At 73.4% G+C, this 15,018-nt stretch carries 10 protein-coding genes; 3 read left to right on the forward strand and 7 right to left on the reverse strand.

Annotation, left to right across the window (positions count from 1 at the left end):
• Window positions 1–136: 136 nt before the first annotated feature.
• Window positions 137–1,042: a transketolase family protein gene (locus tag ACFV4P_RS17950; RefSeq protein ID WP_380472594.1), complete on the forward strand. Its 906-nt coding sequence runs from the start codon at window positions 137–139 to the stop codon at window positions 1,040–1,042.
• A 46-nt stretch (window positions 1,043–1,088) separates the two neighbouring features.
• Here ACFV4P_RS17950 and treZ read toward each other — a convergent pair whose 3' ends face one another.
• From treZ to glgX, 3 genes are all read right to left on the reverse strand, one after another.
• Complete coding sequence (gene treZ / locus ACFV4P_RS17955) at window positions 1,089–2,825, reverse strand: malto-oligosyltrehalose trehalohydrolase (protein WP_380472147.1); 1,737 nt, start codon at window positions 2,823–2,825, stop codon at window positions 1,089–1,091.
• A complete protein-coding gene (treY, locus tag ACFV4P_RS17960) occupies window positions 2,825–5,215 on the reverse strand; it encodes a malto-oligosyltrehalose synthase (protein ID WP_380472148.1) in 2,391 nt (796 codons plus the stop codon). Before treY ends, treZ begins: the two co-directional genes overlap by 1 nt.
• A gap of 72 nt (window positions 5,216–5,287) precedes the next feature.
• Window positions 5,288–7,411 carry a glycogen debranching protein GlgX gene (glgX, locus tag ACFV4P_RS17965; protein WP_380472150.1) on the reverse strand — a complete coding sequence of 708 codons (2,124 nt, stop codon included), beginning with the start codon at window positions 7,409–7,411 and terminating at the stop codon, window positions 5,288–5,290.
• 439 nt (window positions 7,412–7,850) lie between these two features.
• Here glgX and ACFV4P_RS17970 point away from each other — a divergent pair, with 439 nt between their 5' ends.
• Together ACFV4P_RS17970 and ACFV4P_RS17975 are read left to right on the forward strand one after the other, a co-directional pair.
• Window positions 7,851–9,104 carry an SAV2148 family HEPN domain-containing protein gene (locus tag ACFV4P_RS17970; protein WP_380472152.1) on the forward strand — a complete coding sequence of 418 codons (1,254 nt, stop codon included), beginning with the start codon at window positions 7,851–7,853 and terminating at the stop codon, window positions 9,102–9,104.
• A 105-nt stretch (window positions 9,105–9,209) separates the two neighbouring features.
• Window positions 9,210–9,917, forward strand: a complete 708-nt coding sequence (locus ACFV4P_RS17975) for an exonuclease domain-containing protein (protein WP_380472154.1) — start codon at window positions 9,210–9,212, stop codon at window positions 9,915–9,917.
• 16 nt (window positions 9,918–9,933) lie between these two features.
• On the opposite strand, the gene ACFV4P_RS17980 is transcribed toward ACFV4P_RS17975, so the two are convergent.
• The 4 genes from ACFV4P_RS17980 to ACFV4P_RS17995 form a co-directional block, all read right to left on the reverse strand.
• A complete protein-coding gene (locus tag ACFV4P_RS17980; protein WP_380472156.1) occupies window positions 9,934–10,407 on the reverse strand; it encodes a S1 RNA-binding domain-containing protein in 474 nt (157 codons plus the stop codon).
• 158 nt (window positions 10,408–10,565) lie between these two features.
• Window positions 10,566–11,540 (reverse strand): polysaccharide deacetylase family protein, encoded by a 975-nt coding sequence (locus tag ACFV4P_RS17985; RefSeq protein WP_380472158.1) that lies wholly within the window; start codon window positions 11,538–11,540, stop codon window positions 10,566–10,568.
• A gap of 130 nt (window positions 11,541–11,670) precedes the next feature.
• A complete protein-coding gene (locus tag ACFV4P_RS17990; protein WP_380472160.1) occupies window positions 11,671–12,558 on the reverse strand; it encodes a phosphotransferase enzyme family protein in 888 nt (295 codons plus the stop codon).
• Window positions 12,559–12,605: 47 nt separating this feature from the next.
• The gene (locus tag ACFV4P_RS17995) at window positions 12,606–14,813 is read right to left on the reverse strand and encodes an MMPL family transporter (protein ID WP_380472596.1); all 2,208 of its coding nucleotides are present in this window, start codon (window positions 14,811–14,813) and stop codon (window positions 12,606–12,608) included.
• Between the last annotated feature and the right edge of the window lie 205 nt (window positions 14,814–15,018).

Here is a 15,018-nt window from a genome sequence, read left to right on the forward strand (position 1 = left end):
CGAGAACCGTCAGCCCGAGAACCGTCAGCCCGAGAACCGTCAGCCCGAGAACCGTCAGCCCGAGAACCGTCAGCCCGAGAACCGTCAGCCCGAGAACCGTCAGCCCGAGACCGGGCCGGAGCGGAGACAGCACGCCATGACCACCCCGGAGTTCACGATGCGCGACCAGTTCGCGCTGACCACCGCCGAACTGCTCGACCAGGACCCGCGCACCGCCCTGGTGCTCGCCGACATCGGCGCCGCCCAGTTCCCCGACGCGGCCGCCGCCCACCCCGACCGGGTGGTGAACGTCGGCATCCGCGAGCAGCTGCTGATCGGCGTCACCGGCGGACTGGCGCTGACCGGGATGCGGCCGATCGCGCACACCTTCGCCAGCTTCCTGATCGAGCGGCCCTTCGAACAGGTGAAGCTCGACCTGAACCACCAGGGCGTGGGCGCGGTCCTGGTCAGCGCGGCCGGATCGTACGACTGGCCGGCCGGCGGACGCACCCACATGGCGCCCGGCGACGTCACCCTGCTGGACACCCTGCCCGACTGGAACGTGCACGTCCCCGGCCACCCCGCCGAGGCCGACCTGCTGCTGCGCCACGCCGTCGCGGCCGGCGACAGCCTGCAGTACGTGCGGCTGTCCGCCCAGCAGAACCGCGAGGCCCGGCCGATCGCCCCCGGCCGGTTCCTGACCGTCCGCGAGGGCGCCGGCGGCGTGGTGCTGGCGGTCGGCCCGATGCTGGACGCGGTGCTGGAGGCCACCGAGACGCTGGACGTGACGGTGATGTACGCGACCACCGTGCGCCCGTTCGACGCGGCGGGCCTGCGGGCGGCGGTCGGCGGCCGGGCCGACGTGGTGGTCGTCGAGCCGTACCTGGCCGGCACCTCGGAGCGCGAGGTGCACCGCGCACTGGAGCAACTGCCGCACCGCGTCCTCGGGTTGGGCGTTCCGGTGGCCGAGCACCGACACTACGGGTCGATGCCCGAACACCTGGCGGCGTACGGCCTGGACGCGACCGGCCTGCACGCCCGGATCGCGGCCTTCCTGTGGTGAATCGGCCTGTGGTGACTCGGCCTGTGGTGACGCTGCCGCCGGCGGCTCAGGCCGTGGTGCGCAGCACCGCCACCGAGTCCGGCCCGAGCAGCACCGTGCCGTTCACGCCGGCCTGCACCTCGCCGAACGAGGCCTCCAGCGCGGCGAGTTCGCCCTCCAGCGGGACGGCGACGGGCCTCTCGCCGCCGATCCTGGCCAGCACCCGGTAGCGGCCCCGGTGGACGGCCAGCCAGCCCGCCGCCGCGTCGTGCCGCACCCGCACCGCCGCCAGGTCGCCCGCCGCCAGTTCGGGCGCGGCGTGCCGCAGCCGGATCAGCTCCCGGTACCAGCCGAGCAGTTCGGCGTGCGGTGTGCGGTCGGGCTCGGACCAGTCCAGGGTGGAGGCGCGTACCGTGGCCGGGTCCTGCGGGTCGGGGACGTCCTCGGCGCGCCAGCCGTGCTCGCCGAACTCCCGGCGGCGGCCCTGCCGGACGGCCTCGGCGAGCTGCGGGTCGGTGTGGTCGGTGAAGTACTGCCAGGGCGTCGACGCCCCCCACTCCTCTCCCATGAACAGCATCGGCGTGAACGGCGAGGTCAGCACCAGCGCGGCCGCCGCGGCGAGCCGGCCCGGCGGGAGCGCGGCCGACAGGCGGTCGCCGGTGGCCCGGTTGCCGATCTGGTCGTGCGTCTGCGCGTAGCCCAGCAGCCGGTGCCCGTACGCCGTCGGGAACGGGCGGCCGTGCGAGCGGCCCCGGAACGAGGACCAGGCCCCGTCGTGGAAGAACCCGCCGGTGAGGGTCTTGCCGAGGGCCGCCCACGGGTCGGCCGCGAAGTCCGCGTAGTAGCCCTGCCCCTCGCCGGTCAGCAGCGTGTGCAGGGCGTGGTGGAAGTCGTCGCTCCACTGCGCGGTCAGCCCGAGCCCGCCGGCCGGCCGGGGCGCGGTGGTGCGCGGATCGTTCAGGTCCGACTCGCCGACCAGGAACAGCGGACGGCCGGTCGCCTCCGCCAACTCGTCGACGGCCGCGGCGAGTTCCTCCAGGAACGGCAGCGCCCGGTCGTCCGCCAGGGTGTGCACCGCGTCCAGCCGCAGCCCGTCGATCCGGTAGTCGCGCAGCCAGGCCAGCGCGCTGCCGATCAGGTACGCCCGGACCTCGTCGGAGCCCGGCGCGTCCAGGTTCACCGCCGCGCCCCACGGCGTGTGGTGCCGGTCGGTGAAGTACGGGCCGAACCGGGGCAGGTAGTTGCCGGACGGGCCCAGGTGGTTGTGCACCACGTCGAGGATCACGCCGAGTCCGCGCCGGTGCGCCGCGTCCACGAAGCGCTTCAGCCCGTCCGGGCCGCCGTACGGCTCGTGCACCGCCCACGGCGCCACCCCGTCGTAGCCCCAGCCGTGCCGGCCGGGGAACGGGCAGACGGGCATCAACTCGACGAAGTCGACGCCGAGTTCGACCAGGTGGTCGAGGCGGGCGGCGGCCGCGTCGAAGGTGCCGTCGGCGGTGAAGGTGCCCACGTGCAGCTCGTACACCACCGCGCCCGGCAGCGGGCGGCCCCGCCACGCCGTCTCCGTCCAGGCGAACGCGGCGTGGTCGACGGGGCGGGACAGCCCGTCCGGGCCGAACGGCTGCCGCGGCGAGCGCGGATCGGGCAGCGCCGGGCCGCCGTTCAGCCGGAAGCCGTAGTCGCCGTCGGGGCCGTCCCCGTGCCACCAGCCCGGGTGCGCCGGGTCGCGTTCCAGCAGGTACGGGATCGCCCCGACCTCCACCTCGACGACCTTGGCCTCCGGCGCCCACACTCGGTACCGCATCAGTCCCCCTCCACCAGCAACGCCACCGGCAACTGCTGGAAAAGATACGACAGTTCGACCGGTCCGCCGGTGAAACGGCGGCCCGTCGGCCGGTCCGTCCAGCGGCCCGACGGAAGCTCCAGCAGGGTGCCGCGCCAGCCGCCCGCCCGGTGCAGCCCGTACGGCAGGCGGGTCGCCGCGCCCACCACCCGCCCGCCGCGGGCGAACGCCACCAGGTGCTCGGCCGCCGGGCCCGCAGCGGCCAGCGGGCGGTACGCGCCCAGCGGGCCGGAGCGGCGCAGGTGCAGGGCGGTGGCGGTCAGGTGCAGCTTCTCCCGGGCCAGGTCGCCGGGTCGCGGCGAGGCCGCGTCGGTCAGGCGCACCGCCAGCGCGTCCAGGCCGACCGGCGCCCGGTTGTCCGGGTCGACCAGCGTGTACAGCGGCTCCTCGCCGCCCTGGAACACGTCCGGCACGCCCGGCGCCAGCAGGTGCAGCAGCGCCGCCGACAGCGAGTTCACCCGGGCGAACGGCTCCAGCATGCCGACGAACCCGGCGATCCGCGGGCACAGCCCCGGGTTGGCCAGCGCGTCCCGCACGTACTGGGCGAGCCGCTGCTCGAACGCCTCGTCGGGGGCCTTCCACGAGGTGCGGCGCTTCGCCTCCCGGACCGACTTCAGCACCACGCCCAGCAGCCGTTCCTCGGACAGCGGCCAGGCCGCCAGCAGGGTCTGCCACAGCAGCCACGCCGACGCCCGGTCCGGGCACGGGCCGGCCGCCACCGTCCACGCCGCGCACTCCGCCGCCCACGCCTCCGGCAGTTCCGCCAGCACCGCGAGCCGGGCCCGGGCGTCCGCGCTGCGCTTGGTGTCGTGCGTGGACAGCGCCGTCATCGCCTGCGGCCGGTGCTGCTCCCGGTGTTCGCACCAGCGGTGGAAGTCCGCCGGGGTGACGCCGGGGTGCTCGGGACGGCCGCCGACCTCGTTCAGCGACAGCAGCGCGTTGAAGCGGTAGAACGCGGTGTCCTCCACGCCCTTGGCGGCCACCGCGGAGGCGGTCTGCCCGAAGCGGTGGCAGAACTCGTCCTTCGCGGCCGAACGGCCCAGCTCGCCGAGCGCGAGCCGGCGCACCAGGCGCACGGTGTCGGACGCGCCCCCGGGCGGGGCGAGCGCCTCGGCGGCCTCGGCGGGCGCGGGCTCGCCGGGCACCACGTACGGCCGGTACACCGGGTACTCGGTCAGCAGGGCCTCCAGTGCGTGGCGCACCGCCAGCGGCGAGTGGTCGGCCAGTTCCGGCCCGTCCGCGCAGATCCGCCCGACCAGGCGCACCAGCCGGTCGGTCTCCGCCGACAGCGCCCCGTCCGGAGCGACCATCTCGGCCCGGCCGATCAGCGCCGTCGTCGCCGCGTCCGCCCGGTCGCCGACGTCGCGCCGGTAGGCGGCCGCCAGCCGTTCCGCGCCCAGGTGGTCGGTCAGCACGCCGTCGATGCGGCGCAGCGCGTCGTAGCCGGTGGTGCCCGCGCACGGCCAGTCGGCGGGCAGCCGCTCCTCGCCGGTGAGGATCTTCTCCACCACCGTGTACGCGCCGCCGGTCGCCTCGGCGAGGCGCCGCAGGTAGCCGCGCGGGTCGGCCAGCCCGTCCGGGTGGTCGATCCGGAAGCCGTCCAGGACGCCCTCGCGGTGCAGTCGCAGCAGCACCGCGTGCGTCGCCTCGAACACCTCGGGGACTTCCATCCGCACCGCGATCAGCTCGTTGACGGTGAAGAACCGCCGGTAGTTGATCTGCTCGTCGGCGAGCTGCCACCAGGCGAGGCGGTACCACTGGCGGTCCAGCAGCTCCGGCAGCGGCAGCTGCGCGGTGCCGGGGCGCAGCGGGAACTCGTGCTCGTAGTAGCGCAGCACCTCGCCGTCGACCGTGAGCCGGTCGAGTTCCGCGCCCAGCCGGTCGCCGAGCAGCGGCAGCAGCAGCCGGCCGCGCTCCGGGGCGTCCACCGGGCCGGGCTGGGACGTCCAGTCGATGTCGAACCAGGCGGCGAACGGGTCGTCGGGGCCGTTCGCCAGCACCTGCCACAGCGGCCGGTTCAGCTGCTCCGGCACGGGCAGCGCCATGTGGTTGGGCACCACGTCGGCGATCAGGCCGAGGCCGTGCCGGTGGCAGGCCCCGGCCAGCTCGCGCAGCGCCCGTTCGCCGCCCAGCTGCTCGGCGACCCGGCCGTGGTCGACCGTGTCGTAGCCGTGCGTGGAGCCCGGCACCGCCTCCAGCAGCGGCGACAGGTGGAGGTGGGAGACCCCGAGGGCCGCCAGGTACGGCACGGCCCGGCGGGCGTCGTGCAGGGTGAACTCCGGCTGCAGCTGGAGTCGGTAGGTGGCCGTCGGGAAGCGGGCCGTCGAAGGTCGCGCGGCGACTGACGTCATGGCCCGATCCCTACCCGGCCGGTCCGAGGCGTACCGTGCATTGCCCCGAACGGGTGGTTTCGGCCGGGTTCGCTACGCCGGTCGTTGCAGCACCATCAGCGAGCGGTCCAGCAGCCGCAGGGTGTCGCCGGCCTTGGCGCGGGGGCCGGTCCCGGGGGCGGGGAGGGCCGGCAGCGAGGTGTCGACGACGACCTGCCAGGCCTCGCCGTGGCCGGCCGGGACGGTGAAGGCGATCGGCTCCGCATGGGCGTTGAACATCAGCAGGAACGAATCGTCGACGATCTTGCCGCCGCGCCGGTCCGGTTCGGAGATGGCGTTGCCGTTCAGGAACACCGTCAGCGACTTCGCGTACGAGGTCGACCAGTCCTGCTCGGTCATCTCCTCGCCGCCGGGGGTGAACCAGGCGATGTCGGTGAGGGCGTCGTGGGTGCCGGAGACCGGGCGGCCGTGGAAGAACCGGCGGCGGCGGAAGACCGGGTGGTCGCGGCGCAGCCAGATCATGCCCTGGGTGAACTCCAGCAGCCGGCTGTCGGCCTGCTCGCCGTCCCGGGTCGGCCAGGCCACCCAGGTCAGGTCGGAGTCCTGGCAGTAGGCGTTGTTGTTGCCGCGCTGGGTGCGGCCCAGTTCGTCGCCGTGCGAGAGCATCGGCACGCCCTGCGAGAGCATCAGGGTGGCGATGAAGTTGCGCTGCTGGCGGGCCCGGAGTTCGAGCACCCCGGGGTCGGTGCTGTCGCCCTCCGCGCCGCAGTTCCACGAGCGGTTGAAGGACTCGCCGTCCCGGTTGTCCTCCCGGTTGGCCTCGTTGTGCTTGTCGTTGTACGACACCAGGTCGCGCAGCGTGAAACCGTCGTGGCAGGTGACGAAGTTGATCGAGGCGATCGGGCGGCGGCCGTCGTCCTGGTACAGGTCGGAGGAGCCGGTCAGCCGGGAGCCGAACTCGGCGATGGTGGCGGGCTCGCCGCGCCAGAAGTCACGGACGGTGTCCCGGTACAGGCCGTTCCACTCCGTCCACAGCGGCGGGAAGTTGCCGACCTGGTAGCCGCCCTCGCCGAGGTCCCACGGTTCGGCGATCAGCTTGGCCTGCGAGACCACCGGGTCCTGCTGGACCAGGTCGAAGAACGAGGACAGCCGGTCCACCTCGTGGAACTGCCGGGCCAGCGTCGCCGCCAGGTCGAAGCGGAACCCGTCCACGTGCATCTCGGTGACCCAGTACCGCAGCGAATCCATGATCATCTGAAGGACGTGCGGCGAACGCATCAGCAGCGAGTTGCCGGTGCCGGTGGTGTCCTCGTAGAAACGCTGGTCCTTCGCCAACCGGTAGTACGAGGCGTTGTCCAGGCCGCGGAACGACAGCGTCGGCCCGAGGTGGCTGCCCTCCGCGGTGTGGTTGTAGACCACGTCGAGGATCACCTCGATGCCCGCCGCGTGCAGCGCCTTCACCATCGACTTGAACTCCTGCACCTGGTGCCCGCGGTCGCCCGTCGAGGAGTACGAGGAGTGCGGGGCGAAGTAGCCGATCGTGTTGTAGCCCCAGTAGTTGGACAGCCCGAGGTCGCGCAGCCGGTGGTCGCGGACGAACTGGTGCACCGGCATCAGCTCGATCGCGGTGACGCCCAGCTTCGCCAGGTGCTCGATCACCGCCGGGTGCGCCAGGCCCGCGTACGTGCCGCGGATCTCCTCCGGGATGCCCGGGTGCAGCCTGGTCAGGCCCTTCACGTGCGCCTCGTACACGACCGTGCGGTGGTAGTCGGTGCGCGGCGGCCGGTCGGTGCCCCAGTCGAAGTACGGGTTGATCACCACCGAGTGCATGGTGTGCGGCGCCGAGTCCAGGTCGTTGCGGCGCTCCGGCGCCCCGAAGTGGTAGCCGTACACCGACTCGTCCCAGTCGATGTGGCCGCCCATCGCCTTCGCGTACGGGTCCAGCAGCAGCTTCGACGCGTTGTGCCGCAGCCCCAGCCCCGGCTGGAACGGGCCGTGCACCCGGAACCCGTACCGCTGGCCCGGCTGGACGCCCGGCAGGTATGCGTGCCGCACGAAGGCGTCCGTCTCGCGCAGCTCCACCGCCGTCTCCGCACCGTCCTCGCCGATCAGGCAGAGCTCGATCCGGTCCGCGCTCTCCGAGAACACCGCGAAGTTGGTGCCCGCGCCGTCGTAGGTGGCGCCGAGCGGGTAGGGCTGCCCCGGCCAGACCTGCATGTGTCCTCGACTTCCCTGTGCCAGACGCCGATCGGCGCCCCGCGGGCGGTCACCCGGCGGAGCGCCCGAGCAGGTGCCGGGCATCGGCGACGCGGTGCCCGGCACAGTCCGCATCCTCCTCGCCGGGCGGGCCGACACCGTGCCCATCCGCCTCCATTCGCCCGTTGTTCGCCCGTACGGGTGTCCTGGATGCCGGGCCGGACGGCTTGCCGCGACCGGTCCGTGACGGACCGTCGGCCGGTGCGGGGGGAGCTGTTCGGCCGGTGCGGCGGGAGCTGTCAAGAGGGCTGTGTCACGGCCACGGGGGGCGATACCCTTGATCGTCCGGACCGCGAGAACCCCGGGCCCGCGCGGCCGACGATCGGGGGCCGCGACGGTGGAGCGAAACCGGCGGACACTCCGTCAGCCGGCCGGCGGCGGACGAGAGGTGAGGTGGCGGATGGCGTTCCCCGCCGACGGCGACGGACACGACCCGCGGGCCGGCAGCAGCGAGGCCCCGACGCTGGTCGTCCGCACCGGCGGCGGACGCGGCCCGCTGCCCCCGCAGGGCGGCCCCGCCGAGGGCATGCCCCCCGCCTGGGCCGGCCACCAGTGGGACGACGCCTACCGCAGGGTCCGCCTGGCCGGCCGCGCCTACGTCTGGCTCAACCTCGTCGAACAGCGCACCCGCGCCCTCGTCCACGAAGTGCTGCGCCCCGTCTACGCGCCCGCGCACGGCGAGGAGTGGGTCACCGCCGCCGCCGGACCGGCCGGCGAGGAGTGGGTGCACCGGGCCGCCGCCGTCCGCGAGGTCTCCCGCCGCAAGGGCTACCTGCTCGACCCCGTCGACGACGACCCGCTGGTCTTCCTCACCCTGCCGCAACTGCGCGAACTGATGGTCCAGCACTGGCCGCTGTTCGAACCCCACCTGGTCGACCGGCGCGAGATCGAACTCGCCCTCGACGAGCTGGAGGTCGCCCGGCACGTGGTCTCCCGCAACCGGGCGCTGTCGCAGACCGTCCTCGACCAGACCGAACGGGCCGCCGCCCGGCTGCTCGCGCTGCTCGACGGCGCGCACGGCGGCGTCCCCGCCGACGTGGTCGAGGAACTCGTCGCCGGCCGCTACGCCGACGTGGTCGCCGTCCACCCCGACCGGGTCCGCCTCCAGCGCGACCTGCCCGTCGAGGACCTCCTCGACGGCGCCCGCCGCCTCGACGCCGTCGGCATCGGCCTCGGCATGCTCTGCCAGAACTACACCGGCAAACGACTCGTGCGCCTCGCCACCGAAGGCTGCCGGGTCCGGCTGCTGTTCCTCAACCCCGCGAGCAGCGCCGTCCGCCGACGTGAACGCGAACTCGGCCTCGGGCGCGGCGAGTTGGGGCGCTCGGTGGAGATGAACATCATGCACGTGCGACGGGTGAGGGCCCGGCTGCGCGACCCCGGCTCGTTCGAGATCCGGGTGTTCGACGAACTGCCCCGGTTCACCGCCTACCTGGTCGAGGGCCCGCGCACCACCGGCGCCGGCGGCCGGCGGCGCTCCACCGACCTCGGCGTGATCCAGCCCTACCTGCGCAAGGCCCGCGGCATCGAATCACCCGCCCTCGTCCTGCGCGGCGGCGCCGGACAGGAGGCCGGCGGCACCGAACCCGGGCTGCTGGAGGTCTACCGCGAGGAGTTCGAAGACCTCTGGGGGGACTCCCGCGCAGTGTCCTGACCAGGGCACATGCCCGCGGAACACCGGACGCGCCGTCGGCACTGTCACAGCCGCGCGCGATGATGGTCCGCGTCCTGGCAGTGCCGACGGAAGGAGACACACCCCATGACCTGGTGGAAGGGGCCGCTCACCGGTTTCGACCTGGAGACCACCGGCACCGACCCGGAGGAGTCCCGGATCGTCACCGCCGCCGTGGTCGACACCCTCGGAGGCCGCGTCGAGCGGGTCACCAACTGGCTGCTCGACCCCGGCGTCCCGATACCCGCCGAGGCCACCGCCATCCACGGCATCACCGACACCGAGGCCCGCACCCACGGCCGACCCGCCGCCGAGGCGATCGAGGAGATCGCCCGGGCCCTGCACCAGCGGCTCGCCGCCGGCCGGCCCGTGGTCGCCTTCAACGCGCCCTACGACCTGTCGCTGCTCGACGCCGAACTGCGCCGCCACGGCCGCCCCACCCTCGCCGACCGCCTCGGCGGCCCGGTCACCCCCGTGGTGGACGCCATGGTCGTCGACCGCGCCCTCGACAAGTACCGCAAGGGCTCCCGCACCCTCCAGCGGGTCTGCGAGGTCTACGGGGTCGAACTCCACGACGCCCACGAGGCCGGCAGCGACGCCCTCGCCGCCGTCCGGGTCGCCGTCGCCCTCGGCCACCGCTACCCCGACCAGGCCGGCGACCTGCCGCTCGACGAACTCCACCGGCGGCAGATCGACTGGTACCGCACCTGGGCCACCGACCTCCAGGCCTGGCTGCGCCGCAAGGACCCGGCCGCCACCGTCGACCCGCGCTGGCCGCTCAAGGCGGCCTCCTGAGGGCGGCGGCCGACGATCAGCGGCAGGAGAGCACGAACCGCTGCCGGGCCAGGTCGACTTCGAGGATCCGCACGGTCAGCCCGTCGCCGACCTGAACGGCCCCGCCGGCCGACTCGGCGGCGGGCACCAGCCCCTGGAGGCCGTCGGGCCGGTCCTCGATCCGGACGAGCAGGCCGAACGGGAGCACCCTCGTGACCACCCCGTCGACCGACTCACCGACACGGGTGGCCAGTTGCTCCAACGGGTTGTCCTGTAGCGCCCTCGGCGAGAGGTAGAGCTCCTCGCGGACCAGGTCGGTGCCGAGCACGGCGGCGGTGATCTCCTGGCCCACGCGGACGAGGTCCTCGGGGGTTCCGATCCACCGCCAGGACAGCTCCGGTTGGCGGATTCGCGCGGTGAACCCATCGACGTCCACGAACACGACGGTGTCGGCGATCTCGATGACCGCGCCGGTGACGGCCTGACCGGGGCGCAGGGACTTCAGGAACATCCAGGTCTCGTCGCACGGCGACCAGTCATTGCACCCGGGACCAGAACTCCTCGTCGGCGGGCCGCTGTTTGCCCGGCTCGTCCGAGGACTCCGAGTACGGCGACTGTGCCGAAGAGGCGTCCCGACGGGTCGTCGGGACGCCTCGGCAGGATGGGCTGTCAGGACTGGGGGAAGTCGAAAGTGTAGCCCTGCGCCACCAGCCATGGCAGGAGCTGCTTCAGGGCTGCCACGGTCTGGGCGCGGTCGCCGCCGCCGTCGTGCATCAGCACCACGCCGCCCGGGCGCAGGTTCTGCTGCACGGTGGTGACGATCGACTGCACGCCCGGGCGCGACCAGTCGCGCGGGTCGACCGACCAGCCGAGGGACTTCATGCCCTGGTCGGCGCCGATCTTCTCGTTCTCGGCGGTGAAGTCGCCGCCCGGCGCGCGCCACCAGGTGATCTGCGCGTCGCCGCCGGCGGCGTTCAGGATCTCCGCCTTGGCGTCGGCGATCTCCGCCACCTGCTGCTGGTGCGACTGGGTGTGCATCGGCTGCGGGTGGTCGACGGTGTGGTCGCACAGGCGGTGACCCTCGGCGACGATCCGCTTGACCGCCGCCGGGTTCGCCTTCGCGTTGTCGCCGATCTCGCAGAACGTCGCCTTCGCGTCGTACTTCGCCAGCAGGTCCAGCACCTGGCCGGTGGCCGGGCCCGGGCCGTCGTCGAAGGTCAGCGCCACCGTCCTGCCGCCCGAGGCGGTGTGCGACAGCACGTGCGTGGCCGGGGCGTGGCTCTGCTGCCCGCCGGCCGGCTTCGAAGCGGTGCCGGGGGCGGACGGGGTGGCCGGGGCGGTGCCCGGTGCGGACGGGGTGGCCGTCCGGCTCGGCGTGGTCGGGTCCTGGCTCGGCGTGGCGAACGGGGACGAGGGGCCCTCGCTCGGCGTCGGCCGGGCCGCCACCGAGGAGGTCCCGCTTCCGCCCGTGGTCGCGCTCGTGCTCGTGCTTGCGCTCGGCGACGCCGCCGAGTGCTGCGCGGCGTCCCCCGCCGCGAGGGGGGTGCCGTGGGCGCCGCAGGCCACCAGCACGGCCGGGGCGAGCAGTGCGGTGGCACCGATGAGAAGAGAACGACGACGGGCGGATATGCGGGACTTCACCATGGAACGACTCCTGACGTCGTACCTGTCGCCTGCACGGCGGGGCGTCTGATCGGATACGACGCCAGGTACGACCGAGGTGGTTCCGTTCTTGTGTGCGCTGCGCCACAGGGCGGGCACCGAACGGAAGCGGTCAGAACGCGAACCAGCGTACTGCCGCCTCGCCGTCACGCAGCGAGTCCACCCGGCGACGGAACTCGGCCCGGGCGGACGGGTTTCCGGCCGACTGCTGCGCCACCCAGGCCGCGCTGGCGGTCTCCCGCGCGCCGCGCAGCACCGCGAAGCCCGGCCACTCGCGGACGTCCCAGCCGTAGGCCGAGTTGAACGCGGCGACCTCCTCGGCCGGTACGCCGTAACGGTCCTGACTGAGCGCCAGCACCACGAGGTCGTGCTCGCGGAAGTCCGAGGCCATGTACTCGAGGTCGAGCAGCACCGGGCCGGCGGGGGCGATGTGCACGTTGCGCGGCAGCGCGTCGCCGTGGATCGGACCGATCGGGAGGAAAGGGGTCAATTCGGAAATAGCGGTGACAAAGCTCTCCTTCCGGTCACGGAGGAAGGCCACGTCCGCCGGATCGATGTGACCCTCCGCGGTCGCCAGCCAACTGTCCACCGGCGCGAGGAGATCGCGCCGGCCGAGCGCCACCGGCGGGGCCGGCTCGGCCGGCAGGGCGTGCAGGGCGCGCAGCAGCGGGGCGAGGTCGGCGGGCCGGGCCGGGCGGACGGCGGGCTCCAGCCGGTGCCACAGCGTGACGGGGTGCTCCTGGGCCAGGTGCACCGCAGGGTCGGCGGGGCGGACCACCGGCACGCCCGCGCCGTCCAGCCAGTCGGCCAGCGCGAGCTCGCGGGCGGCGCGGTCGGCCGAGCCGGGGGTGCGGCCGACCTTGGCGACCAGGCCGAGCGCGGGGAGGTCGAAGACGGCGTTCTGGCCGAGCGAAATGAGCGCGGCCCCGGCCGGGTCGATACCGGCCGGGGCGCAAGCCTGCTGCAGGAGGGCCTGGGCCCCCGATTCGTCGAAGATCACCTGCTCATTGTCGGCGAACCGGGGTCCGCGGGGAGGGAGGGGGGCGGTCAGCCGACCAGTTCGTGCTCGTCGTGGCGCCGGTGGGATCCGGTGCCGGCCGGGGCCGGGGAGGGCGCCTCGCCCTCCAGCTGCGGCAGCCAGTGCAGCCAGCGCGGCAGGTACCAGTTCTTGTCGCCGAGCAGGGACATCGCGGCGGGCAGCAGCACGGCGCGGATCACCGTGGCGTCGATCAGGACGGCGACCGCCAGGCCCATGCCCATCTGCTTCATGGACTGCATGGACAGCGTGCCGAAGACCGCGAACACCCCGACCATGATCACGGCGGCGCTGGTGACCACGCCGGCGGTGGTGCGGATGCCGTGGGCGACGGCCGCGCCGGTCGGCAGGCCCCGGTCGTGCGCCTCCTTGATCCGGGAGACCACGAACACGTGGTAGTCCATCGAGAGGCCGAAGAGGATCACGAACAGGAACAGCGGGACCCAGCTCTCCACCGCGCCGACGCCGGCGGTGCCGATCAGCGAGGCGCCGATGCCGTGCTGGAAGACCAGCGACAGCACGCCGTAGGCGGCGCCGACCGAGAGCAGGTTGAGCAGCACCGCGGTGACGGCGATGGACAGCGAGCGGAACGAGCAGAGCATCAGCAGGAAGGCGAAGGCGACCACGAACCCGAAGACCGGGAGCATCGAGTCCGACATCTGCTTGTTGAAGTCGACCGAGCCGGCGGTGGCGCCGGTGACGGGGGCCTCGGTGCCGGGAACCTTGCCGACCGTGGCGGGCACGACCTGCTCGCGCAGCACCTTCAGCGCCTCGGCGGAGGTGGTGTCGTTGCCGCTGCCGTAGAGCGGGATGTCGACCGTGGCGACGTTCTGTTCGGCGTGCATCGTCAGGCCGGTGGGGCCGTGCATCTTTCCGGTGGCGAGGGCCTTGGACTGGAGGTCGGCGAGGGCCTGCGTCATCTCGGGGGAGGAGATGTCCTTCGCCCTGACCACCACGGTGGCGGGGGAGGGGGAGCCGGGGAAGGCGTCCTGGATCCGCTGCGAGGTGGCCACCAGGGCGTTGCCCTTGGGCAGTTGCTGCTCGAACGTCAGGTTGGCGGTGTGCATCGTCAGCGACGGCGCGGCGATCGCCAGCAGGGCGGCGGTGGCCAGGCCGGCGGCGGCCAGCGGGTGGCGCAGCACCGGGGTGAGGATCGTGTTCCAGACCCGGCTGCCCTCGTTGCCGCCCCGGCGCAGCCGGTGCAGGAACGGGACCCTGCCCTTCTCCACCCGGTCTCCGAGCAGCGACAGCAGGGCGGGCAGCACCGTCAGCGAGCCGAGCACGGCGGTGACCACGACCAGGATGGTGGCGAAGGACATCGCCTTGAAGTCGGCTATGCCGGTGAGGAACATGCCGGCCATGGCGACCACCACGGTGATGCCGGAGACCAGCACGGCGCGGCCGCTGGTGGCGGCGGCGATCCGCAGCGCCGTCTCGGCGTCGTGCCCGGCGGCGCGCTCCTCGCGCTCCCGGCGCAGGTAGAACAGGCAGTAGTCGACGCCGACGGCGAGGCCGACCAGCAGCATCACCGAGGCGGCGTCGTTGCTGGTGTGCAGCAGGCCGGAGGAGAGCGCGACCAGGCCGGAGGCGGCGACGAAGGCGGTGATCGCCAGCACCACCGGGAGGACCGCGGCCACCAGCGCGCCGAAGGCGATCAGCAGGATGCCGAGGGCGAGCGGCACCGCCGTCCACTCGGCGCGGGCGAAGTCATTGGTGAACTGGTCGTTGAACCACTTGCCGGCGCTGGCCTCGCCGTACTCCTCGACCACGAACTCGGGGTGCTGCTTCTGCACGCCCGTCACCGCGTCCATCACCGCGGGCACGTTGGCGACGGCCGTGTCGCGGTCCTCCCCGACAACCGTGAACTGGAGCAGCGCCGAGTGCTTGTCCGCCGAGACCGCGCCCGTCTCGTACGGGCTGTGCAGGTCGCCGACCTTGCCGGTGGCCTTTACGGCCGCGGCGACCTGGTCGACGGCGGCCTTGAACGAGGCGTCGTCGGCCGTCACCGTGCGGCTCTGCACCAGGACGGTCTCGCCGGCCGGGGACTTGATGCCCGCGTCGTCCAGGATCTTGGCGGCCTGCGCGACCTGACCCGGCATCGACTCGGACTCGGTGACCTTGGTGGAGCCGTGCACGCCGCCGAGGTAGGCGGCGAGGACGACGAAGAGCAGCCAGCCGAAGACCGCGGTCTTTCTGTGGCGGGCGCTCCAGGCGCCCATCGTGGCGGCGATTCCATGCTTCACGGTAGGTGTCCCCCAGGGGTTTCGGGCGGGTGCGGACCGCCCCGGTCAGTGGGCCCCCGGGCTGCTTCCGGCGGCAGAACAGACGCTATGAGCTGGGGATCTGACGAACCATCCGGCTAGTCACCGACTTTTCCCTGGCCCTGCCCCCAGGGGGGAGTAGGGGGTTATCCCCACCCTCGGG

Origin of the sequence: Kitasatospora sp. NPDC059795, from assembly GCF_042732175.1 — a bacterium.
Taxonomy (GTDB): domain Bacteria; phylum Actinomycetota; class Actinomycetes; order Streptomycetales; family Streptomycetaceae; genus Kitasatospora.